Annotated in this window: 23 protein-coding genes and 2 pseudogenes; 17 read left to right on the top strand and 8 right to left on the bottom strand. The window is 49.0% G+C overall.

Annotated features, from left to right (window positions below; translation table 11 throughout):
* The first annotated feature begins 8 nt into the window (after positions 1-8).
* Positions 9-1,388 carry an NtaA/DmoA family FMN-dependent monooxygenase gene (locus ACXKZG_RS13440; protein WP_488874997.1) on the top strand — a complete coding sequence of 460 codons (1,380 nt, stop codon included), beginning with the start codon at positions 9-11 and terminating at the stop codon, positions 1,386-1,388.
* A 138-nt stretch (positions 1,389-1,526) separates the two neighbouring features.
* On the opposite strand, the gene ACXKZG_RS13435 is transcribed toward ACXKZG_RS13440, so the two are convergent.
* A complete protein-coding gene (locus ACXKZG_RS13435; RefSeq protein WP_488874996.1) occupies positions 1,527-2,750 on the bottom strand; it encodes an acyl-CoA dehydrogenase family protein in 1,224 nt (407 codons plus the stop codon).
* A 504-nt stretch (positions 2,751-3,254) separates the two neighbouring features.
* Here ACXKZG_RS13435 and ACXKZG_RS13430 point away from each other — a divergent pair.
* Positions 3,255-5,171 carry an Ig-like domain-containing protein gene (locus ACXKZG_RS13430; protein ID WP_488874995.1) on the top strand — a complete coding sequence of 639 codons (1,917 nt, stop codon included), beginning with the start codon at positions 3,255-3,257 and terminating at the stop codon, positions 5,169-5,171.
* 529 nt (positions 5,172-5,700) lie between these two features.
* Positions 5,701-6,396: an aquaporin Z gene (gene aqpZ, locus ACXKZG_RS13425; protein ID WP_488874994.1), complete on the top strand. Its 696-nt coding sequence runs from the start codon at positions 5,701-5,703 to the stop codon at positions 6,394-6,396.
* A 143-nt stretch (positions 6,397-6,539) separates the two neighbouring features.
* Here the strand turns inward: aqpZ and ACXKZG_RS13420 are convergent, their stop codons facing one another.
* Entirely contained in the window at positions 6,540-7,022 is a 483-nt protein-coding gene (locus ACXKZG_RS13420; protein ID WP_013201797.1) for a hypothetical protein, read from the bottom strand.
* A complete protein-coding gene (locus ACXKZG_RS13415) occupies positions 7,019-7,747 on the bottom strand; it encodes a winged helix-turn-helix domain-containing protein (RefSeq protein WP_488874993.1) in 729 nt (242 codons plus the stop codon). The genes ACXKZG_RS13420 and ACXKZG_RS13415 overlap by 4 nt, the downstream gene beginning before the upstream one ends.
* Positions 7,748-8,158: 411 nt before the next feature.
* Here ACXKZG_RS13415 and ACXKZG_RS13410 point away from each other — a divergent pair, with 411 nt between their 5' ends.
* The 8 genes from ACXKZG_RS13410 to ACXKZG_RS13375 all read left to right on the top strand — a co-directional run bounded on the left by ACXKZG_RS13410 (position 8,159) and on the right by ACXKZG_RS13375 (position 12,726).
* Positions 8,159-8,377, top strand: a complete 219-nt coding sequence (locus ACXKZG_RS13410) for a TraR/DksA C4-type zinc finger protein (protein WP_488874992.1) — start codon at positions 8,159-8,161, stop codon at positions 8,375-8,377.
* Between the two features lie 720 nt (positions 8,378-9,097).
* Positions 9,098-9,568, top strand: a complete 471-nt coding sequence (locus ACXKZG_RS13405; RefSeq protein WP_134823951.1) for a hypothetical protein — start codon at positions 9,098-9,100, stop codon at positions 9,566-9,568.
* An 89-nt stretch (positions 9,569-9,657) separates the two neighbouring features.
* On the top strand, positions 9,658-10,011 hold the full coding sequence (mdtJ, locus tag ACXKZG_RS13400; RefSeq protein ID WP_488874991.1) for a multidrug/spermidine efflux SMR transporter subunit MdtJ: 354 nt from the start codon (positions 9,658-9,660) through the stop codon (positions 10,009-10,011).
* Complete coding sequence (mdtI, locus tag ACXKZG_RS13395; protein ID WP_134823952.1) at positions 9,998-10,327, top strand: multidrug/spermidine efflux SMR transporter subunit MdtI; 330 nt, start codon at positions 9,998-10,000, stop codon at positions 10,325-10,327. The genes mdtJ and mdtI overlap by 14 nt, the downstream gene beginning before the upstream one ends.
* Before the next feature lie 37 nt (positions 10,328-10,364).
* Positions 10,365-10,934, top strand: a complete 570-nt coding sequence (locus ACXKZG_RS13390) for a helix-turn-helix transcriptional regulator (RefSeq protein WP_488874990.1) — start codon at positions 10,365-10,367, stop codon at positions 10,932-10,934.
* A gap of 13 nt (positions 10,935-10,947) precedes the next feature.
* Complete coding sequence (locus ACXKZG_RS13385; protein WP_209215564.1) at positions 10,948-11,280, top strand: SMR family transporter; 333 nt, start codon at positions 10,948-10,950, stop codon at positions 11,278-11,280.
* A gap of 239 nt (positions 11,281-11,519) precedes the next feature.
* Positions 11,520-12,233 carry a winged helix-turn-helix domain-containing protein gene (locus ACXKZG_RS13380; RefSeq protein ID WP_167738405.1) on the top strand — a complete coding sequence of 238 codons (714 nt, stop codon included), beginning with the start codon at positions 11,520-11,522 and terminating at the stop codon, positions 12,231-12,233.
* Positions 12,223-12,726 carry a FidL-like protein gene (locus tag ACXKZG_RS13375; protein ID WP_134823955.1) on the top strand — a complete coding sequence of 168 codons (504 nt, stop codon included), beginning with the start codon at positions 12,223-12,225 and terminating at the stop codon, positions 12,724-12,726. The genes ACXKZG_RS13380 and ACXKZG_RS13375 overlap by 11 nt, the downstream gene beginning before the upstream one ends.
* A 130-nt stretch (positions 12,727-12,856) precedes the next feature.
* Here the strand turns inward: ACXKZG_RS13375 and ACXKZG_RS13370 are convergent, their stop codons facing one another.
* The gene (locus ACXKZG_RS13370; RefSeq protein ID WP_371732188.1) at positions 12,857-13,009 is read right to left on the bottom strand and encodes a putative hemolysin; all 153 of its coding nucleotides are present in this window, start codon (positions 13,007-13,009) and stop codon (positions 12,857-12,859) included.
* 422 nt (positions 13,010-13,431) lie between these two features.
* Here ACXKZG_RS13370 and ACXKZG_RS13365 point away from each other — a divergent pair, with 422 nt between their 5' ends.
* From ACXKZG_RS13365 to ACXKZG_RS13345, 5 genes are all read left to right on the top strand, one after another.
* Entirely contained in the window at positions 13,432-13,608 is a 177-nt protein-coding gene (locus ACXKZG_RS13365) for a hypothetical protein (protein WP_488874989.1), read from the top strand.
* Between the two features lie 68 nt (positions 13,609-13,676).
* On the top strand, positions 13,677-14,909 hold the full coding sequence (locus tag ACXKZG_RS13360; RefSeq protein ID WP_134823958.1) for an HlyD family secretion protein: 1,233 nt from the start codon (positions 13,677-13,679) through the stop codon (positions 14,907-14,909).
* A complete protein-coding gene (locus ACXKZG_RS13355; protein WP_488874988.1) occupies positions 14,896-16,998 on the top strand; it encodes a peptidase domain-containing ABC transporter in 2,103 nt (700 codons plus the stop codon). The genes ACXKZG_RS13360 and ACXKZG_RS13355 overlap by 14 nt, the downstream gene beginning before the upstream one ends.
* Positions 16,995-17,996: a lysophospholipid acyltransferase family protein gene (locus ACXKZG_RS13350; protein ID WP_488874987.1), complete on the top strand. Its 1,002-nt coding sequence runs from the start codon at positions 16,995-16,997 to the stop codon at positions 17,994-17,996. Before ACXKZG_RS13355 ends, ACXKZG_RS13350 begins: the two co-directional genes overlap by 4 nt.
* A 172-nt stretch (positions 17,997-18,168) precedes the next feature.
* Positions 18,169-19,383, top strand: coding sequence for a TolC family protein (locus ACXKZG_RS13345; RefSeq protein ID WP_471720303.1), 1,215 nt, complete (start codon positions 18,169-18,171; stop codon positions 19,381-19,383).
* Positions 19,384-19,516: 133 nt separating this feature from the next.
* Here the strand turns inward: ACXKZG_RS13345 and ACXKZG_RS13340 are convergent, their stop codons facing one another.
* Complete coding sequence (locus tag ACXKZG_RS13340; protein ID WP_471720302.1) at positions 19,517-20,650, bottom strand: glutathione-independent formaldehyde dehydrogenase; 1,134 nt, start codon at positions 20,648-20,650, stop codon at positions 19,517-19,519.
* Between the two features lie 111 nt (positions 20,651-20,761).
* Between ACXKZG_RS13340 and ACXKZG_RS13335 the strand changes: the two are divergent.
* Positions 20,762-20,881: pseudogene (locus ACXKZG_RS13335) on the top strand (helix-turn-helix domain-containing protein); the annotation flags it as partial.
* 51 nt (positions 20,882-20,932) lie between these two features.
* Here ACXKZG_RS13335 and ACXKZG_RS13330 read toward each other — a convergent pair.
* From ACXKZG_RS13330 to cdiI, 3 genes and pseudogenes are all read right to left on the bottom strand, one after another.
* On the bottom strand, positions 20,933-21,346 hold the full coding sequence (locus tag ACXKZG_RS13330) for a hypothetical protein (protein WP_488876305.1): 414 nt from the start codon (positions 21,344-21,346) through the stop codon (positions 20,933-20,935).
* A 44-nt stretch (positions 21,347-21,390) separates the two neighbouring features.
* Positions 21,391-21,549 (bottom strand): annotated as a pseudogene (locus ACXKZG_RS13325) (hypothetical protein); the annotation flags it as partial.
* Between the two features lie 145 nt (positions 21,550-21,694).
* Positions 21,695-22,060, bottom strand: coding sequence for a ribonuclease toxin immunity protein CdiI (gene cdiI / locus ACXKZG_RS13320; RefSeq protein WP_167738407.1), 366 nt, complete (start codon positions 22,058-22,060; stop codon positions 21,695-21,697).
* Between the last annotated feature and the right edge of the window lie 8 nt (positions 22,061-22,068).

Raw genomic sequence — 22,068 nt, 5'->3', positions numbered from 1 at the left:
GAGCCATAATGTCACGCGAACTGATTTATAACGGTTTTTTGCACCTGACGCCGAACCACCACAGCCATGGTTACTGGCGCACCACCGAAGGCCAGGTCCAGTACGGCTACAACCAGCTGGATGAATACGTCAAAACGGTGAAAACGCTGGAAAAAGGGCGCTTTGATACGCTGTTTATCGCCGATGTGGTGGGGGTGTATGACGCCGATTTTGGCGACGGTAAAACCACCATCCGGGCAGGCACGCAGTTTCCCGAGCCGGACCCGATCACCATTGTGTCTGCGCTGGGGCTGGTGACCGAGCATCTGGGGATTGTGGTCACCAGTAACGTGATTCAGGCCCATCCGTTTTCATTTGCCCGCCAGATCTCCTCGCTGGATGAATTCACCCGCGGGCGTATCGGCTGGAATATCGTCACCTCCTATTTATCGAACGGGTTCCGCAACTACGGCTTCAATGACATCGTGCCGCACGATGAACGCTATGAATGGGCGCAGGAATATCTCGATGTCGCCTATAAGCTGTGGGAACTCTCCTGGGAAGATGGTGCAGTGCTGCACGATCCGGCCACTAACCGTTTCTTCGATCCGGATAAAATCCACAAAATTAACCACGTCGGCAAACGCTATCGCGTCGAGGGGCCGCACATTGTCGAGCCCTCGCCTCAGCGCAGCCCGGTGTTCTTCCAGGCCGGTAACTCTGACGCGGGCCGGCGGTTTGCGGCGCGCAATGCCGAGGTGACGTTCCTGCCGTCGCAAACCCCGGAAACCGCGCGCAAAGATATCGCTATTCTGAATCGCGAGCTGATTAACTATGGCCGCCAGGCGGAAGATTTGAAAAAGCTGGTGTCGCTGTCAACGGTGATCGGCTCGACCGAGGAAGAGGCCAAACGCAAGCAGCAGCATCTGTTCGATAATATCGATATCAATGCCTTGCAGGGCTTTTACAGCGGCGGTTCGGGGATCGATTTATCCAGTATCGATCCCGATACGCCGCTGACCGAGCTCAGCCGTCAGGAGCAGTTCAGCCAGCATATGCGATCCAAATTCCGCATTGCGGTCGATGCGGATTACGGTCAGGGCCGCGTGCTCACCTGGCGCGAATACCTGCTGCAACATGCGTTACTGCCAGGACGTTTTGCCGGCACGCCGGAACAAATCGCCGATAAGGTGCAGCAGTATGCGGACGCGGGTGTCGACGGCTTTAACGTGGTGCCGGTCACCACGCTGGGCTGGTGGGATGAATGGGTTGAGCATGTGGTGCCGGTGCTGCAAAAGCGCGGACTGGCGCGCAAAGAATACCGGCCTGGCACCCTGCGCGAGAAACTCTTTGGTAAAGAGAGCCAGCTACCGGCGACGCATCCACAGAGAACGCTGACGCTGGATTAACAGAACCGGCTGCTGAGCGCTATACAGGCTCAGCAGTATCTGGTGCTTGAATTCGTTGGTGAGGCGATCGCAATCTGCCACGGGTGATTGAACCCGGACAGGAGGCGATCGCCATCCGCCATTGGTGATTTAACCCGGCTAAGAGGCGACACCAATACGCCATTGCGGCGGCGGCAAGGTGCCGTTCACCGCAAAATCGCCGACGATACGGTCTTTATAGATGCGGGGATTGTGGGAGGAAAGCGTGCGGGCATTGCGCCAGAACCGGTCTAACGACAGCGGATTCAGGGTGGCGGATGCGCCTAACGCATCGAATAAAATGGTGGCCGCGTTAAGCAGCAGATCGGTCACCACATTCAGCGACTGCGACACCTCGATCTCAGCGATGGCGTTGGCCTGCACTTCCGCCGGTTCATCGCCGGCAAAGCGACTGTCGAAGGCCCGCTGCAGCGCCTCGGCCGTTTTCAGCACAATCGCGCCGCTGGTATAGGCCGCACCGCGCAGTTTGCCGACCACCGCCAGGATCTGCGGATCCTGCGCGGCGCGGGCGGCGTTGCCATTGCTGTAGGTGCGTTTGCGGGCGGCCACGTTTTCAGCCACTTCCCGGCTAAGCTGGCGGCCAAGGCCCGCGAGGGTTGCGAGGTGAACCAGCTGATAAAATGCCGGGGAGTATTTGAATTTATCCTCGTCATAGATATCGCTTTCCTCCACCACCACGTTATCAAACACCGAGGTGCCGCTGGCGGTAAGCCGCTGACCAAAGCCATTCCAGTCATCAACCACCGTCACGCCGGGTGCCGAGCGTGAAACGGTGATCGCCAGCGTTTTCCCCGTCTCATCACTGATGCCAACGTCAATCCAGTCAGAATAGAGCGAGCCGGTGGTGTAGAACTTTTTGCCATCTATGCGCCACTGCTTGCCAATCTGTTCCAGCCGCGTCGAAAACGCCGACTGCTGCACGTCACCGGCTTCGCTCCAGGCCGGGCCGACGATATCACCGCGGCCCAGTCGCGGTAACCAGGTTTCGCGCCGTCGGGGGTTGTCACTGTTCAGCACATTTTCGACAAACCCCAAATGACCGCGTATCGACTGGACCAGATTTGAATCAGCTTCGCCGAGCTCAATTAACAAATTAAACAGCTCAGGTAAGGAAATACCGCTGCCGCCATATTCTTGCGGTACGCGTAATGCCGTGAAACCACTCTCTTTTAACCACTGAATCTGTTCGAAAGGTAGTTCACGGTTTATTTCCCGTGCAATCGCGCCGTCGCGAATTCTGGTAAAGAGTGGCCTGAAACGTTCCGCCAGTTGCTCATAATAAGGCGTTGGGCCTGCACCCCAGGCTGCATCAATTTGCGACATGCTGATCCCTTATAATTAATTCGCGTTAAACGGTTTTAGCAAACGCCATGCCATTGATTAATCGACTGATATTAAATGTGAAAGTGATTTGGCTGGCGAGTCGGTGACGGTTGAAAAACAGGCAGCCGTGACCGCGCTGTCGGTATTCAAACTGTAAAGGGGTTGGTGAAGAATAAACAGGTAGAAATAATCATAAGCTAAATCAATACGCAGATTAGTATTCAGAATTTGGCCACTATCTATAAATCAAATGAAGGATTAGGGTGAGGGCAGCTTAAACGGTGACCCACCGCGAAGGGCACAAGATTAAAAAAATCATTTGCTGTTTATTCCTCTTTTCATAATGAAAAGGGGATTTGTTATTGCAAAATTGTTACCCGTTAAGGTAACCCGTTCCTGCCAGAGGAAACGGGCCGTCTCGTATGGCTCGCACAAACCATCCGCCATCCCGCACCTTCAGGTGTCGCGATGGCTTGCGCGCCAAAATTCTGAACGGGGTGACCTATGTCCCAACGCGTTGACTACCGTGCTCTGCGTCTGGAGTCTGTTTTCCAGAATGCGGTCAGCAACTATGCTGCCGCCGAAACCACGGAACCTGCATCATCCAGCCGCCTGGCGGTTCCCACCCTCACGCCGGAAATGGCCAGCAGCCTGAGTGCGCCCGGCATTACTCCCCTGGCGGTCAGCACCGTGGATACCGAGGCGCCTGCACCGTTGCGCCCTTATGAACCGGTCGCCAGCGATGGCGTGATTGCCGCCTGGGAAGCCAGCCACCGTATTCATCTGCGTGGTCGGGCCGAAGGCGAGGCCGGTTCGACCGTCACCCTCACCTTTAACGATCAAAGCTGGACCAGTACCGTCAATAAGTGGGGTTACTGGAACGCCTCGATGCCGCCAGAGGTGCTGAAAGGCTTGTCCGACGGCAATTACAGCCTGAAGCTGACCATCACCGATAAAGCCGGCAACCACACCGATACCAACGTGGATTTTGGCCTGTATGTTGATAAGACCATCAAGCCGACCCTGACGGTGGACGCCATCAGCGGCGATAACGCCATCAACGTCGCCGAAAGCATTTATGGCGTGGACATCAGCGGCACCTCAACGCATATGGCCAACCACAACAAAGTTACCCTGACGCTGGGCGCCGCGACCGTCACCGCTTTAGTCAATGCTGACGGCAGCTGGACCGGCCACTTTACCACCGAGCAATTGCTGGCAATTCAGGATGGCCTGCACAGTCTGACCCTGACCGCGGTTGATGCGAATGGCAAAACCAGCACCGTCAGCCACGATCTGACGTTAATCACCCATATGACCAGCGTGCCAGAAATCCACTTCGACAAGGTCACGGATGACAATGTGATCAACCTGGCGGAGAGCCAACACGATCTGCTGTTGAGCGGCTCACTGTCTGCCGTGGCGTTGGGTCAGTCGCTGATCCTGAAAGGTAGCGATGGTCACGAGCATGCCGCAACCATTGATGCTCAGGGACACTGGCAGGTGCTGATCGCCGCGGCCGACGTGGCCGGATTTATTAAAAATGGTGAGATCCACGCCTGGTATCATGACGGGGCCAATAACTATACCGATATGGCGCAAGAGCTGAATGTGGTCACCCAGCTGACGCCGGTTTATTACGAGATGGATATCGGCGGTGACATGATCCTGAACTATCAGGAAGCACAGCAGGATTTGAGTTTCTATATTGAAGGCGTGACCTCGCTGGACATCAACGGCAAAACCTACCAGCCGGACAGCGGCGGGATGATCACCTTACCGAGCGCCGATCTGCTGGCGCTGGCGGAAGGGCCGGTGACCGCCAGTGCCCATCGCTCGGATCAGTATGGCAACAGCGATAGCCAAACCCTGAGCGACTTTTTTGACGTCGCAACGCACAATTTACCGACGCTGACGCTGGATACCGCGTTTGCGGATCACGTTATCGGTGCGGATGATGTCAATACCTGGCATCTGTTGCAGGGCAGTTCAACCCATCTCGATGCGGGCAGTACGGTGACCTTAACTCTCGGCGATCAAAGCTACAGCGCGGCGGTTAAAGCCGATGGCAAATGGGCGCTGACGATTCTTGCCGGACAGCTGGCGCCGCTGGATGACGGCGACTATGTCATCAAGGTGACGGCACATGACAGCGCCGGCAACCAGGCCACGGCCAGTGAAAATGTCACCGTGGCGTCCCACGAAACCGCGCTGAATATGGATCATTTACTGGCGTTTTACGCGCCAACCGTTGCTCAGGATGATGGGGCAACGGCGAGTTCATCGCCCGTGACGGCCAGCGTGGCCACGGACACCACGGCCAGTTCCGCCAGCCATATCCCGGTCGAAAGTACGCTGGTTAACGACTCACCTTATACGCTGGCTGACCACTTATTACAGCACCCGGCAGTGATGGTGTAATTAGCTCGCGGCAGTGACCCTCACCGGTTTCGCTATTAGCGGGTGAGGACACGACAGAGACATAATGTCGTAAGCGGCAGCAGGGCGAATATTCCAACGCCTGCTGCCGGGGTTATTGTCTGGTGAAGATTCAATTCATCAGGCAATATCCATCCTCGCCTGAAAATACATCTCATAAAACTCTCATGTTTCACTTCAGAACGTTATAAACGCGGTCCATCTTCGCGGGTGAGGCGTTTTTGTGCGTAAAATAAATAGAATACTATCATGTAATTAGCGTTATAACTGGCTTGTGGTGCGCCAGGCTGGCTGGCTTGCTATTTCCTGCCGGCCAAATGATAACTTTATGAGTTGAACAGAATAACTCAGCCCGTAAACTGCCCCTAAGAAAAGTGACGTTAATTTATTCAAACCATTCGGATGATTTTATTCTCACTATGACGTCTCATTCCCTTCATTAATTCCCGATGTGCAAAGATCCTCAAATGTCTTTGCGCATTACACTCCACTTAACGTTTCAGGTGACGGTATGTTTAAGAAATTATCCGCAGAGTTTATCGGTACATTTGTATTGGTGTTTGGCGGTTGTGGTAGCGCCATTTTTGCCGCCGGTTTTCCGGGATTAGGCATCGGCTTTGCCGGTGTGGCGCTGGCGTTTGGCCTGACGGTATTGGTGATGGCCTTTGCGGTCGGCCCTGTTTCTGGCGGGCACTTTAACCCGGCGGTGACGCTGGGCCTGTTCGCCGGTGGCCGTGTCGCCGCCCGCGACGTGGTGCCGTATATCCTTGCGCAGGTTCTGGGTGGGATCGCTGGCGCCGCCGTGTTGTATGTGATTGCCAGTGGCCATGCCGGTTTTGATGCCACCGCCAGCGGTTTTGCGTCTAACGGTTACGGCGAGCATTCACCGGGTGGTTACAGCCTGATGGCGGCGATGGTGTGTGAAGGCGTGCTGACCGCAATCTTCCTGATTGTGATCCACGGTGCAACCGACAAGCGTGCGCCGGCCGGATTCGCGCCGATTGCCATCGGTCTGTCACTGACGCTGATACACTTAATCAGCATTCCGGTCACCAACACCTCGGTCAACCCGGCGCGCAGTACCGCAGTGGCGATATTCCAGGGCACCTGGGCAATGGACCAGCTGTGGATGTTCTGGTTAATGCCAATTATCGGCGGTGTTATCGGTGGTCTGGTTTACCGTTTTGTTCTGGCATCGAAAGACTGAATATTCAGCCTGATTAATAAAACTGCTGTAGGGAATGCCCGCCAATCGCGTTAACCGATCGGCGGGCATTTTTTTGTTGGTGTTCATGGAGCCGGATGTGATGGCGAGGGGGCCAAAACAAAGAGTGGCCGGGCGGGCAAAAGTTAGTATTCCGAACAAATCATATAAGGCGTCGGGGTGGTGGTGAAAATCCACACGCCCGGCCGGATCTGCTTTATTCTGACGTGATGCGTCCCGACATTCCTGCTGAAGTAAAAGTCAGAGAGGAATTTTCGCAGCACCTGCTGATCGCCGTCATTCACTTCCATTACGCCGTTGGGTTTTTCCGTAAAGGTAAACTCGCCATCCTGTTGCGTGTAAAGAAACTCCTTTTTCAGATCGATGTCAGATTTTTTGACCCCATCCTTAAAGTAAGTCCCGTTCATGGTGATATAGCCATCGCCATGGTTCAGGTTGTAGTTAATCGACAGGCTGAGCATTTCATCGCCTGAATGGGTATTGAAATTAGCGGTGCAGAAGAAGACATCGTTTGCACGGACCTGCTCTTTACCCAGCGAATAACCGGCAAAGCCAAACAGCAGGATCACCACCGACATCAGGACGGTGCGTAGGTTAATTTTCTTCATTGTTGTTGACCGTTTTCGCTATAGAAGTCGGAGGTGCAGAGCGGAGTTTTATCGCTGCCTGACGCGGTAAGTTCTTTTGAACAACGTAATATCGACACCTCTTCAGACGGTGGGTAATTAGTGATGTACCACCATTTCTGCGTTCCGCATTCGACATTCTTATCGGCAATGAATTTGGTGAAGAATGCGTCGTCTCTTGACGAGTAATTCCTGAACACCTGGCAGTCTTTAACGTTGCCCAACGGTGAAAAGTCCGGCGCAATATAGGCAGGGATAGTATCGTTGCCCAGATAACGCGTCGCAGCCGTGGTAATCAAAAACGCCATACAACAGGCGATGCCGAATAAAACAGCCTGAAGCCTGCGATTGATTTTACCGGCAGCGGGCGCTGCAGGGACTGAGGTGTCCGGGATTGAAGGGGGATCTTCTAAAGCTGACGGAAGGACCGGGGAGGGCGCCGGGATTATCTCCTCTTCAGCCTGGCTGAGTGGGGTGTTATCTTCATTCTCATAAATAAACTCAACCGGAAAACCGGCCGGTATCATAAATCCACGCTTGGGCACCGTTCTTATCATCTCACTGGAAACACCCATCGATTCCAGCGCCTTACGCAGTATCGACATGTTCTGATAAACCGTATTCGGAGAAACCATCATTCCCCTTGCCTCCCAGGCGAAGGAAAGCAGATCGCTATGAGAAACAATCTCGCCTTTATGCTGCAGCAAACTTAACAGGCACAGGCTGGCAGGAATGGCTAAAGCAACCTGATTCTCACTGTCTCCGGCCTTATAAAGAGAGTGCGTGATCGGGGAATACACCACGTTACCCTCAAGCTGAATGGTTTTAATGCCCATAGTTTATCGACCCAACCTGGTTGAAATTTCAGTAAAAAATCAAAGTATCACAGAATTTTAAGCGCCACTAATGATGCCGCTTCACTTTTTCCTCAGGCTTTTCTCATGCATCTTAAGCGGCTGAGGTATCAATGGTTTAATGGTAATCAGAACTGATAAGACAGTAGGGTAAACAGGCTGAAACCGACTTAAGATACTTCATAACAGCATGAGTTGCCGCATATCCCCGACCAACCCGATAATATGGCAAACGTTCAAATAAGACTAACGAGGGGGGCTCCTGTGGCCGACTTAGCTGATGAGGCTGAAAAATGCATTACGCTGGCGAAGCGTAACGAAATTATCTCAATCCGGATAATGCTGACACAAACAGGTCAGGAAAGTTGTCAGGATTGCGGAGAGACTATTTCAGATGAACGGCGTCGAATTATCCCCAGCGCAGTGACCTGTTATACCTGCCAGGATATTCGCGAATTACGAGAGAAAACCCTCTTTAAATGAATTGGCTAACGCTGACGCCAACTTATTAACGGTTTCATCTACCGACCCTGTCATCAGGCGCTGGGGGATCGCAACACCTTTCACCATGGTATTGAGTAATTTCAGTATGAATAAGACAACCGCACTGCTTTTTGTAGGGGTGATGATCATTAGTTATTTCATTGCCAATTGCCCAAATCCGCTGGGTGAACCCGCAGACGATGGCTACGCCCAAAAGGCCTTCTCCGACGCCCCACCTGAGATACTCACCCTAACCCCTTCTCTAAACGTTTAATCGCTTTTAACGGTCGCTTTTATTCTCAGACTCTTAGAATTTGGGGGAAATCTGCCTCTTTTTGTATTGCGAATAAAGCCTTTTTATCGCCTAAATATTCCCCTCTTTTGAAACGCCAATCTCATTTATCGGTATGAAGATATAATTTATTTTTCATATGCAGAGTATTAATCTATAGAAGCGATAATTTTCGATATATATGGCCTGCCTAGGATTTTTCCGTGAGAATGCACCCCATCGACGAAACCTCTTGCTAAGCGGGTTTCACAGAATTCCGATAAACAAACCGTAAAATTTCGCATAGAAGCCTTTAGCGGAAATTACACGGCGAATAACAACTCCAAAATTTCTGAATGGGGAGGCGGAGACCAGGCGTTTTCATTATTCCCTAAGGTTGGGTGCACTAACCAAAGTGCTGGCTGGATAGTGGGGTCTACGCAAGTCGCATGGCTGTGGCGCGTACCAGAAGGGAATCAAGGTTGCTATGGTATCAGCTCGGTCGACCGGCCTGTGAGAGATGGGTTGTTACGCGGATTACACCTCAATTGACGGGTAAGAGCAGTTTCAATCTTTCAAGTTCAGGCAATTTCACCGTCTATCTGACCTGTGAGTATGAAAGCGGAACAGGGTGTGCCATAAGCAGCGACAAAACGGGGGAGCTGGTTCCCGTGAAAACCTTCTTAACGTTGCCCGTCAATATTACAGACGTTCAATCAGGTACTACGATGGTTCGCCAGGAACTGTATACCGGATTTGATACCAGCAAAAATATTTTTTACACCGATACGTTTGCCAGAGGAGTCAAAGGAAGCATTGATTTCAATGTAGACAAACGGGACGTGGGCAACATGCTAAAAAACGCGCCTGATACCTATTGCGGTAGCGTGGCGGTGATATTTAACCCGAAACTTTATTGATAGTTCAATAGCATTCTGCCTGTCAAACGGCAGCATAAATCAAAATCAACTCAATTATCAGGAGGGGAGTTTACGTCCCAATATAAAATATGATTATTTACTGGGTTTATTTAGGTCTTGCAATCGCAACAGAGTTTATTGGTACGCTTTCGATGAAGTGGTCAAGCGTCAATGATAACAACATTGGTTTTATTTTTATGTTAGTGATGATTGCCACATCCTATGTGTTGTTATCCTTTTCCGTAAAGAAGGTCGCCCTCGGGGTTGCCTATGCGCTATGGGAAGGGATCGGCATTGTGATTATTACGGCATTGAGCGTGCGATTATTTGATGAATCACTGACCTTAATGAAAGTCGCCGGTCTGACCCTGTTGATTATCGGCATTGCGTTGATTAAATCAGGAACCAAGCTTAAAAAAGGAGTGAGTGATGCAACAATTTGAATGGATCCATGCGGGCTGGTTAATTGTTGCCGTGTTGCTTGAAGTTGTCGCTAACATTTGGCTGAAATATTCGGATGGTTTCAGAAAAAGAAAATATGGCCTTTTGTCACTTGCCGCGGTGCTATGCGCATTTGCTTCACTTGCGCAAGCGGTGAAAGGGATTGAGCTTTCTGTAGCTTATGCGGTGTGGGGAGGATTTGGCATCATCGCAACCATTATCGCCGGTGGTGTGTTATTTAATCAGCGGTTAAATCGAAAGGGCTGGACTGGCGTGCTGTTTATCCTCTCCGGCATGGTGCTGATCAAACTTTCGTGAGAAAAATGGATTTTTTAGATCGACAGGACATGGAAATATGCTATATAAAATCATGATTATAGACAGCAATGAGTATTTTAAGGCTGGACTGAAAGCGATTATCAGAAATTACTTTCTAAAGACACGCCATGATGTGATGTTTATCAAAATGGAAAACGCGCATCCTCTTGCAGATATTATATTTTGGGCGCCTAATGTTTCGTGGGATGAAATACCCATCGATCTGGCCTACGACAAGAGAATAATATTGATTGGCAATAAACAAAAACATGGGTATTTCCGGGGGGAAGTCTATCGGGATGCACCTTGTTCCGTATTGCACGATATTCTTTTCAATATTATCCGGATGCGCATCTGTTCGCTTCATCGAGAATTTGTTTCTGACAAGCTGTCAATACAGCAGAATCTGGTGCTATATTATTTTTCATTAGGCGAAAAACCGTTAGATATCGCGAACTATATGAATATAAGTGAAAAAACCGTTAGTCAGCATAAGCGCAAGGCGATGAAGGTATTGAAATTGTGCAAAAATACCGATCTGAACCAGTGGCTACTGGCAAGGTTAGCATATTGTAACGAGCACCATATCGATTTCAGTAATTATTAAAGGACAGGTTATGATTAAAACGTATATGTTTTTGGGTATTGCAATCATTGCTGAAGTCATTGCGACAAGCAGCTTAAAAAGCTCGGAAAGTTTTACCCGCTTATGGCCAACCGTGCTTTGCGTGCTGGGCTATGCGGTGGCCTTTTTCTTTTTATCATTGACATTGAAGGTCTTGCCCACCGGCATTGCTTATGCCATTTGGTCAGGGGTTGGCATCGTATTGATATCGGTCACCAGCTATCTCTTGTATGGCCAGAAACTGGACGCCGCCGGGATCGCGGGATTGACCCTCATTATTGCTGGGGTTTTAGTAGTGAATCTTTTTTCAAAATCAATCACGCATTAAAGAAGGAAAGCCGCAAAGGAAAAGGGGAAGCGTTTCATTTTTTACTTAACCCAGGCTGGCAGCGGAGAAAGATGAAACTGTGCTGAGTGTTTACCTAACTACCGGAATTAACTGTACTTGTTTATTGTTGTCAACTACACTTACCTGACATTTTTAATTATTTCCTTAATGGTCTAAAAATGCAATACACCATCAATAATACAATAAAGTATAATACGTATGAGGGTTCGTTAACATTAGTGTCGACCAATGACACGTTAACCTTGCCATTGCCCGCCCGAAGATTAATTGAATTGATTTTAGAATCTGAAGGGGAAATATTAACCCGCGACTTTTTGTTCGTCGAAGTATGGGATAAATATGGTCTGAGAAGTTCCAACAGCAACCTGAATCAGTATATGAGTATCCTCAGGAGGAGCCTGGTGAGGTTGGGATGTGATAACTTTATTGTCACGCTACCGACGGTGGGCATCAGACTGAGTGAAAATGTGCTCATTACGAAAGAAGACGTGCCAGGGATTCCGCACATTATCAACTCAGAGGATGTCAGTGAACTGGGAAAGTCGTTTTCCTTTTCAAGAAAAAAGATTCTGTCTGTGCTGTTATTGATGCTGGTCATCATCAGCGGCGGTTTAATTTACAAATACCTGTATACGGATAGTTTAGATCCTACCGCTCAGGTTGTGAAGATGGAAGGTGGATGTGAACTTACTATGCTTAAAACCTTTAATGACAGTGAAGTTGCCAATGTGAAGAAGCAAGTGGGAATAATCATGAAGAAAAATCAACTGAGCTGTCAGACCGGTAAACGCGTCTATTTCGACAATTATGCCTCTTCATCCTTACAAACTTACGGGCGCACAATGCTGTCGTACTGCAGTATTGGTAATAATGGTTATAACATATCTTGTGAAAATGTTTATTATCTGGACTGGAGTGGTGATGAAAAGTAAAAGAACGGTCCTTTTTATTACTGTGAGTCTTGTAGTGATTGTTGCCGTGGCGATGACCGCTTTTATCGGGCATTGGGTCGTCTGGCGGGAGAGAATCGTTCCCTTTAAATGCACGTTCTTCACCCATTATGATTTTGGAAAAAATCAAAGTGACCTGACGTTTTCCGTCACCCAGGATATGCGGTTTTATTCGAAAGAATCCGGCTATGTGATTTTTAATGGCAAAGTTACCATCAACGGTGAAACCAAAAAGTTGAACCGGAGCCTGTTGCTGTCGGACGGCGTATTTTTACAAGGAAAAACCATCAGCTATCATATCAAAGACATGAAAAAATCAATACTGGATGATACCCCCGATAACGTGTTTAAAATGTTGTTAGGCGAGTACACCTTTAATCCTGAGACTTTCCAGATTGACATTTTCCCTCTGGATAAAAAAAGTTACATTGTTGGTGGTCCTTATTCGTTTACCAGTTCCTGTATCCGCTATTAATCATTTAAGCAGGCGTTTGTTGTCCCTACAGTTTGTCTGTCGCGTTACAAATGAAGTTATGCCTATCTATTCTCAGAACGGGTCATCATCTGGCGACGATGACCGACCCGTTTAAACAGAGTTTTTGAAATCAGTTCTGTTTATGCTCCCTTCTGTATAAATCCCATTCATCGATATGTTCACCGTCCGCTAACGTACAATACCCTTTTTTTCCTGCGTCAGACTCGCTGGTACTTAACTTACCACCGACGTGGAGACAATAGACTGCAGCCGGATTCGCCATATTCAGCGAGGGAGAAGGTTTACCTTCCTCAGTGGTGCAGGCAGCGAGGGTCACACACCCTAACAATATAACAATAGGCTTCACTGTTTTTCCTTTAAGTAAACTAAAATATGTCAATATTTTAGCATGTCGACAAAGATTATCCACTTTGGTTTTTTTTAAGGTGTTGTGATATTTTTAAAATTTTTTCATAAAACTGTTAAATTCATAGATTTTAAATATAAATATCATTCCGATGGTAGAATAAAAATCTAATTAAGGGTTTTTTTTCCATAAATATTGTTGCCGCCAGATTAACAAGGCAGCATGACGTTGTGATATATATTGCCGAGGCTGCAATGAGTATAGCTGCGATTTTATATAACACCTGGTTTCTACTTTAACTTTATTTATGGAGAAATATGATGCTGAACAAAACAGCAATGAGTGCTGAACACTGTAAGGAAGTGCGCGGTGGTTGGGGGAGTGGATGGGGCGGCGGCGCTATTGGTGGGATCGGTGGCGCCGGTATTGGCGCAATTATGGGTATTCCGGGAGCTGCTGTAGGCGCACTGGTTGGCAGTGCTGCTGGTGTAGCGATTGAGAAAAGTGCTTCTTAATCTCGCCTGATATTTTATTCGTCATCAATAAGAGGTGGGGTAAACCCCACCTCTGATATTAAGCTATTATGTCAAATCAATTTAATCAGTGTTTTACGCGTGCTCCTATCAGTCTTAATTTTTTTTGCGGTGTCATTGCGCTTATGACAGCTATTTTTATGTTGTTATTGCTGAATGGCCGTTATGGTAAACAAGAAGACGTTAAGGGTTTGATCCGCAGCGAGTCATTTTACCGGCTAACGGCAGAAAAACCCGGAAATGTTTCTGCGATCTACGTTAATGAAGGCGACAGCGTTAATCCGGGAGATGCCATTTTTAGCGTGGCTTTACTGTGGCAAAATACCAAAGACCATAATGGTGTTGGTAATATGGCCGAGGAGACAACCAAGCGGTTGAATGAGACGTTAGTGGAATTCGAGACTGAACGAAAAAATCAGTCTGAAAATCATGACCAACTTCTCATTCAAAAAGAAAGTTATTTTAACGAGTTGACACAATCTATTGCCATTGCCGAAAACGCAATCAAAGACTATTACGATAAAAAACGTCTTTATGCCACTCAGTTACGCGATTTAACGCGATTATACAAAGACAACGCTATTACTAAGACGGAAGTGGAAAACACCAGGCAGCTGATCATTGAAAATGAGCTGGGTGTGAAAAAAAGTGAGGTTGAAAAGTCTGGACTGTTGCAAACTAAAATAGAAAAAGAGATTCATTACGCCAGGCTTGAGCAAGAGTCCTTACAACGTAAAAATGACATCAGCCGTAAAATCAGGGAAATCGGTAGCGAGTTAAATAATATCCGCATGCGACAGGAATATATTGTCACTTCACCCATAAAAGGGATTGTCCATGATATGGGGATATTGAAAGGGGACTTCATTGATGGACGCACCCTGACGCCATCAGTGATCCTGAAAGAAAACAGCGCTGCAGAACCCGTTGTAGTCCTGCAACTGAGCAGTAAACAAATCGGCCTGATAAGCCCTGGCGAGAAGGTCTTCGTACGTGTTGATACTTTCCCCTATGAAAGCTATGGCGTTTTGGCCGCAAAGGTCATCAATATTTCTACTACACCGACCCGGGTCAGTGTGGATGATAAAGAATCCTGGTTCCGGGTGAAGCTGAATATTCTGGCTAATGACAAACATAATAAAATCCCGATGGAATTTCTCGCGGACGGCATGACCGTCAGTGCCTCATTACGTCAGCCAAAGCAAACGTTAATTGAGTGGTTATTCCTTCCTGTGAAACAAGCCCTCAAACGTAATCCGGATTATATCCATGCTGAAAAATAATGTACGAGATGTCCTACAGGATGAGTGCGCAGAATGCGGTCTGGCCTGTGTCAGTTATATCAGCGCAATGTTTAATAAGACGCTGCAGTTGCAGACCCTCCGTAACCAGTATGAGGTCACTCTTGAGGGGCTTTCATTTTTTCATCTGATAAAGATTTTTTCCGAGCATCAGATGATTGCCACCGGCGTTCAGGTCGCCGCAGACAGCCTGCGTGAGCTGCAAACGCCGGCAATTTTACTGTGGGATAACTGCCATTTTGTGGTGCTTAAAAAAACCAGCAAAACAAAAATCGAAGTCATGGATCCTGCCATCGGCAGCCGTTCCTTCACCTGGCGGGAAGTAGAGAAGTTTTACTCAGGCGTTGCGCTTGAAGTCATACCCGATAACAGCTTCGTGGCCGATACGAAAGGGCAGCGCAGGGAAAATTCCGCAGACAATGGCCATTTTTTCAGCGCCAGTGCTTTCAGAAAAGGACTTAAGAGTTGGAAAAGCTATCTGATCCCGCTGGCGGTGCTGGCGGTGATCATTCAGCTGACCCATATTGCCATTCCTAAGTTTATTTCTTTAGTCTTCGATGAAGTCTTGTCAAAAAACGACGATGATTTACTGTTTCTGTTGCTGTACATCTTCGGTTTTGTCTATCTGCTGCAGGCGATTGCAAGCTATCTGAAAATCGCCCAAGCCCAGCGATTAAGAAGGATGTTAAGCCTGAATGAAGGGCACCGGATAGTCAGCGATCTTCTCAACATGGAGTTGAAGTATTTCGGTAAACGAATGGCATCGGATATTTTACGTAAAATTAAATCCGTTGATGTTTTCCACATTATCTATACCAATGGTTGGATAGATATTTTCATACAGTCATTTTTTGCCGGTTTATTTGTGGTGCTGCTGTTTTTCATCAACACCCATCTGGCCATGCTCACCCTTGCGGTGACCTCCATAATGATCCTCGTTAGAGTGTTAATGCTGCCAGAAATGCTCTCCCGCCAATATGCTTCTCTCGATGCCGAAGTCCGCAGAGATAATGTATTGCTGGAGTCGGTAGATAATATCGATGTGATTAAGATCAATCACAATGAACATCACAGGATCCTGGCATGGTCCGAGCATCATTCAGAGCTGGAATACAATCGCTCCGCAATTGAAAGAACGCAGTCGCTGATTGAATTAATGGTGACGACCCTTTCGCATGTTCAGACCTTACTGATTATCGGCCTGGGATCGTTAAGCGTACTGCAGGGTGAGACAACGGCGGGGCAGTTACTGACTTTTATATTCTATAAAAATTGTCTGATTAATAATATTCAGTCAATTGTCGAAAGTCATGTCAATATCCGGGTGTGTTCCGTTGAGGTTAAACGCTTACAGGAAATACTACCGTCTGATAAAACGGCTGCGATATCGTTCAAGTCTTCGGTCAAAGAGATAACTGAACCGGTGCGAAAAGTGAGTTTCCGCGATATCAGCTTTGCCTACAGTAATCTTGACGATAATTTCATAAAAAACGTCAATTTTGATATTCACGAAGGTGAGAAACTCGTCATCACCGGGCCCTCGGGCTGCGGTAAAACCACCTTAATGAATATGTTATCGGGCCTGCTCAAACCCACGGCAGGTGAGATTCTGATTAATGATATTTCACTGGCCAGGTTTGGACTCAATCCCTTCCAGCAACGGATCTCATTGGTGAGTCCTAATGGGAAGTTAATCAAAGGTAACGTGATGGATAATATTATTTTTGAATCCGATCGCTATGATATGACGTTACTGGAGAACTGCATCGAACAGGCAGATTTTGCCGAGGTTATCAGAAGTTTGAAATCCGGTTTGAATACTTCGCTCGGCGCTAACGGTACCAGGCTCTCATCCGGCCAACTGCAACGACTAATGATTGCCCGAGCCTTGTACCGAAAGCCGCAGCTCTTGCTGCTGGATGAACCCACTTCACATCTTGATGATGAATCGCGTCACAAAATCATTGCGCTTATTCGCCGCCTGCCCGTCGCCTGCGTGGTTGTCAGTCATGATGCTGCCTTAATCGACAGTATTGAACAGCGGGTGGTTCTGCGGGGAGAGGCCAGATGATATCGGGCATCAATGCGAGGCCAGGCCTGCTGCACAGGCGTGTTTTGCTGGCAATGGTTGCCAGGGCAATGGCGGTGGTAGCGACATGGCGATCCTTATCCACCGCATTGTTATTGATAAACATGGTTTCTGTTTTATTCAGAAGGACGCTTTCTGAATACTATTCAGTCAAGACGGCCATGCAGTTATCTGCAAAGGTTACCGGTAGGCAAGAGCCATGGTCTGGAAGGCAGCTTATTTTAACCAAGCTAATTTCCCGTTACCTCTCACTGTTCATGTTTTCACATGACTGGAAAACGGTTTCGGCTTTGCTGGAGAAGGTTTGTCATCTGTCCGATCCGAATCTGACACAGGCGAAATTGTTGCTCTGTACGCATACCGGAGATTACTGGCTGACAATATTAACTCTGGCCAGACAATACCAGGGCATGGATTACGATTTTCTGGTGCCGATATTTGAAGAGATTACCGAAGAAAATGCGCGAAACTATAACCTGATCGCCATACCCGGCGTACGCGTATCCTTTATCAATATCAACGCGCCAGGCGCGTTGATTAAGATCGCGCGTTATTTGCGGGAGCCGAATAAGGTGGTGGCTGTTTTCTATGATCTGCCCTGTTATGTGGCCGGGAATTTAACCGGAGCGGTCGAGCCGGTGACGTTTTTTAATAAAAAAGGCCATATGACCACGGGGGTTATTAAACTCGCCATAAAACGAGCGGTGTGTATGAAACTTGTCTCTAACCGCTATAACGAGGCTTCCCGAAAATTCACGGTGACAACCGCAGCGGTTATCGGTAGGCAACAGCAAGAAATAAACCATGAAATGGTCGGTTTTCTTGAACGCTATGTCAGGGAAACCCCATGGCAATGGCATTTCATTTCAACCCTTGACACCTATTACCATTTTCCACTGATCGCCCTTCACAGGAAAAACGAAAAAGAGATGCGCCATTTTACTGTGTTAAACAACAAATACCGTCGCAGCTATGACTAAATTATTCTCATTCAGGACCCTGTTTATCACCACGACATTAAGCCTGAGCGGGTGTTCTTTGGCGCCTGAATATCAGCGTCCTGACAGCGTGGCCGATCCCGTTGTTGAGCTGAAAGCCGCGCAGAGCAGCGGCCGTTACCGCTTTCAGGATCTCTACCGGGACGATCCGGCCTTGCTGGCTATTTTGGAAAATGCGCTCATCAATAACTTTGATCTTCAGCTGGCCATGGCTCGCGTTGAAAGCACCCGGGCGCAAAAGTTGAGTTCGCTGTTTGACCTGATTCCCAGCCTGAATTATACCGCGAGTAAAACAATCTCGATGAATTCGGTCAGTTCGCCGCTCACCAATCAGACGCTTAAACAGAGATCTGAACAATATCAGGGGCGAATGGGCGTTGACTCCTGGGAGGTCGATCTGTGGGGCAAAAAGCGCAATAAGATCGCCTCAATGAATAGCAGTGAAGAAAGTCATCGTAGCCTGGTCGCCAATGTGCAGCTGACGTTGATGTCTGATTTAGCCACAGCCTGGTATGAAGCGCATTCAATGATTCAGGTATGGCATATACTGCAAAATAAAAAGATCGAGATGCAGCGTATTGAAGAAAAGCTGATGCGCATTAATCAGCAGGGCAGGTTAGAGCCAATTATTTTAACCAAGTTTCTGCGAGGTAAAGGCACTGACGAAAGCACCACGCATAATCTTGAAGTGGAGATTCTGGCGAGAATACATCAGCTTGAATATTTATCCGGCACGGTTTCACCGGCACTGAACGCCGAGAACTGGCAAACGATTGTGAGTTACAACGAGGCGCCTCAACTTATGCAGGCGATCCGCTCCGACATTATCCTTAACCGACCTGACGTCATCGCTGCCGAATGGCAGATTAAGGCGGCCAACGGCAATATTGGTTCCGCTCGTGCTGCATTGCTTCCCGGCGTCAGCCTGTTTGCTAATGCATGGCGCACCTCCAGTTCGCTGGACGGAATAGTGGACAGCTATCGTGATAACTGGACGCTGACACCCTCGGTGATGATACCGGTGTTCGACCTGCCCAAACATTATGCCAGCCTTAAATATGCTGAAACCCAACAGAAGATGGCGATCATCGATTACCGCAACACCATTGCTCAGGCATTGAAGGAGATTAAAGATGCCACCGATGCCCTACGCCTGTCTCAGGGGAGTCTCGCCGTAGTGCGTGAGGAGCTAAAGGCTCAGTCCGTTAACTTCGACAACAATAAACGCCGATATGAAGCAGGGTATCAGGATTTATATACGCATTATGAAGCGTTGGATATTTACTCTGGCGTGCAAATCGAGCTTGAAAGTAAAAGACAGCTGGTCATCCTTAACAGCGTTGCCCTGCTTAAGTCTCTGGGAGGCTGAAGCCCAAAGCAGCATTTTCACCTGCAACATTTTGCGATTTTTGCGCCATGCTCACCCTTGCGCAGGCAACAGAGTCATCAAAGCCGAATGCAGCCTTGCCCGCCAGGTGTTTTCCCCTGCCGGGCAACGGGGCTTAAGGCTTAAGGATAACCTTCGTCCATCCTTCATCCCGGTCGTCAAAGTGCTTATAACCGGCAGCCGCTTCATCAAGCGAAAGGCGATGTGAAATGATCTCGCCCGGTTTGGCTTTTCCATGATGGATCAGGCGCGCCAGCTGACGGTTATAGGCTTTGACGTTCGCCTGGCCCGTACGGATTGCCTGTCCTTTGAACCAGAAACTGCCGAAATCAAAGGGCATTTTACCCTGTTTGGCCAGCTCGGATTCAGCCCCCGGATCCTGAGGAATAAACACGCCGACCACGCCGATCCCCCCGGTGGCTTTCGTCGAGGCAACCAGACTGTTCATGGTAGCCGAATTGTCTTCGTGGCCATGTTTATCACAGCACTGATAGCCGACACATTCACAGCCACAATCGGTACCGCGCCCATCGGTCAGGTCGAGAATTTTTTGCACGGCCTCATCGCCCGTCGCATTGATTCCCGTGGCGCCCAATTTTTCTGCCAGCGCCAGCCGGTCTTTATGTGTATCCACCACAAATACCTGGGACGCGCCTTTGATGATCGCCGAATGCGCCGCCATCAATCCGACCGGTCCCGCGCCATAAATCGCCACGCTTTCGCCGGGCTTCACGCCGGCAAGCTCGGTTGCGTGCCAGCCGGTGGGGAAGATGTCTGAGAGCATCACATAGTCATCTTCTTTTTCTGCCGCGTCTGGCGGTAGCACCAGGCAGTTAAAATCGGCAAAAGGCACCCGCAGCAACTCGGCCTGACCGCCTTCCCACGGGCCCATTTCGGCAAAACCATAGGCTGCACCCGCCGTGCCGGGGTTGGTGGTGAGGCAAAAGCCGGTCAGGCCTTTTTCACAGTTTTCGCAAAAACCGCAGCCGACGTTAAACGGCAGGCACACATAGTCGCCCACCTTGATACGCTCAACGCCTGAGCCAATTTCGACCACCTCTCCGAGGTTTTCATGACCCAGAATGCGCCCCTGTTCAAAGCTGGTTCGCCCTTCATACATATGCAGGTCTGAACCGCAAATATTGGTGGTGGTGATGCGAACGAGGACATCCGTGGGACGAACAATTTTTGCGTCCGGGACATCTTTCACCTGGACATCATAAGGACCGTTATAAATGACTGCTTTCATCATCTTCTCCTGTTTGCGTCCGGCATTGACTGCAACCCGACAGATATGAATATCAGACAAGTTTAGCTTAGTGACAGGATCGCAACGGGAGGGAGGTGGATCGGGATGTTTCTTGATCGGTTGAGGGCGCTGTCTCAGTGCCAGCCGGAAGAGCAGGGGACGGTGATTAAGCTGATTGATGCGGCGATTGTGAAGCACCGGCTGGAGACGGCCGTAAGGTCGGTTGATTAGCAGAGGATCACAACGTGATTTTTAGCGCGGGACTGAGGTGTCACTGGCACCTTAACCCCGCTGACCACAAGCAACTACCGAGGAGTTGATCATCCGGCTGGCTGAGGGGTGATCGACGGATAAAAAGATCCCGGCTTGGTGCGAGGGCAGATACAGATGCCTGGCCGATTTTTTCATGATCATATGATCGGCCATCGCGCGCGACGCCCGTAGAGCTGCAACACCCGGCCACGGCTCTGTGGATCGTAACTCTCTAACCAGCCGACCACCGGCACCACCAGACTGCGCGCTCGACGCCAGCCACCCCTGCGCGCCCTCGTTATCCAACAGGTTAGGGTGAAAGAAGTCGGTGACCTGGTGTGGCAGGGCCTGTCCGTCTTCGTCCAGATCGGTGAGGATCTGACGGGCCACAGTGGCGAAGAAGCGGGGCGCACATAGGTAGTACCGTTCAGTTGCCGCAGCCACAGGATCCCTTGTAGGAACCTCAGCCGTTCGGTATGCAGCAGCCAGTCCAGCACCGAACCGCCCGCATCGCAGCCGAAGCAGTGGTACAGGTTTTTATCCGCGCTGATGACGCGTAGGAACCACAGCCGGAACTGCCCGCAGAGCCGGAGGTGGTGACCACGCTGAAGCGGGCCTACAAGAAACTCTCTGACCGTAAGTAGCATGAGATAGCTGCGTTTATTTAACTGTTTGCCACCCAGTAGAAGCGGCCACGCAAGATCTCGGAAGGAACGGGGGAGTGGCGATCTGTTTCAGGTAACTCGCTGGTTATAAAGTAAAATCCCAGCCTTAATGGCTGGGATCTGCTATTCAAGAAGGGATCTTAGCCAGTAATTCGTTAACTTTATCTGTATCTTCAAGATGCAGCTTAAGATATTTTTCACAGGCTAAACGGACATATTGATAACAGGTTTCTTCGCTGACAATGACTGTCTCCGCTTCAGAAGGCGGATAACCTACAGCAAATTCTACACCCTCAAAATGTTCGCTTTCATCGTGGCTATTCATGTCGGGGAAATTGCAATAGGCACCGTCTTTATTTAAAGAACCTCCATTTGAAAATAATTCAAGAGCTTCAATAAAATTATCATCCTCGTACATTCTGTCAAAATAGGACGCAACAATTAAATTGATCCCGCCATCTACATCTTGTTGAGTAAATAATTCTTTTATCATGGATCACC

The organism is Erwinia sp. 2186 (assembly GCF_057812255.1).
Note: the sequence above shows the minus strand (reverse complement) of the source record. Positions and strands in the feature narration are given on the sequence as shown.

Coding starts and splice junctions, on each gene's coding strand:
- ACXKZG_RS13440 (WP_488874997.1), top strand. CDS start 9: ATGTCACGCGAACTGATTTATAACGGTTTTTTGCACCTGACGCCGAAC.
- ACXKZG_RS13435 (WP_488874996.1), bottom strand. CDS start 2,750: ATGTCGCAAATTGATGCAGCCTGGGGTGCAGGCCCAACGCCTTATTAT.
- ACXKZG_RS13430 (WP_488874995.1), top strand. CDS start 3,255: ATGTCCCAACGCGTTGACTACCGTGCTCTGCGTCTGGAGTCTGTTTTC.
- aqpZ (WP_488874994.1), top strand. CDS start 5,701: ATGTTTAAGAAATTATCCGCAGAGTTTATCGGTACATTTGTATTGGTG.
- ACXKZG_RS13420 (WP_013201797.1), bottom strand. CDS start 7,022: ATGAAGAAAATTAACCTACGCACCGTCCTGATGTCGGTGGTGATCCTG.
- ACXKZG_RS13405 (WP_134823951.1), top strand. CDS start 9,098: ATGGCTGTGGCGCGTACCAGAAGGGAATCAAGGTTGCTATGGTATCAG.
- mdtJ (WP_488874991.1), top strand. CDS start 9,658: ATGATTATTTACTGGGTTTATTTAGGTCTTGCAATCGCAACAGAGTTT.
- mdtI (WP_134823952.1), top strand. CDS start 9,998: ATGCAACAATTTGAATGGATCCATGCGGGCTGGTTAATTGTTGCCGTG.
- ACXKZG_RS13390 (WP_488874990.1), top strand. CDS start 10,365: ATGCTATATAAAATCATGATTATAGACAGCAATGAGTATTTTAAGGCT.
- ACXKZG_RS13375 (WP_134823955.1), top strand. CDS start 12,223: ATGAAAAGTAAAAGAACGGTCCTTTTTATTACTGTGAGTCTTGTAGTG.
- ACXKZG_RS13370 (WP_371732188.1), bottom strand. CDS start 13,009: ATGGCGAATCCGGCTGCAGTCTATTGTCTCCACGTCGGTGGTAAGTTA.
- ACXKZG_RS13365 (WP_488874989.1), top strand. CDS start 13,432: ATGAGTGCTGAACACTGTAAGGAAGTGCGCGGTGGTTGGGGGAGTGGA.
- ACXKZG_RS13360 (WP_134823958.1), top strand. CDS start 13,677: ATGTCAAATCAATTTAATCAGTGTTTTACGCGTGCTCCTATCAGTCTT.
- ACXKZG_RS13355 (WP_488874988.1), top strand. CDS start 14,896: ATGCTGAAAAATAATGTACGAGATGTCCTACAGGATGAGTGCGCAGAA.
- ACXKZG_RS13350 (WP_488874987.1), top strand. CDS start 16,995: ATGATATCGGGCATCAATGCGAGGCCAGGCCTGCTGCACAGGCGTGTT.
- ACXKZG_RS13340 (WP_471720302.1), bottom strand. CDS start 20,650: ATGAAAGCAGTCATTTATAACGGTCCTTATGATGTCCAGGTGAAAGAT.
- cdiI (WP_167738407.1), bottom strand. CDS start 22,060: ATGATAAAAGAATTATTTACTCAACAAGATGTAGATGGCGGGATCAAT.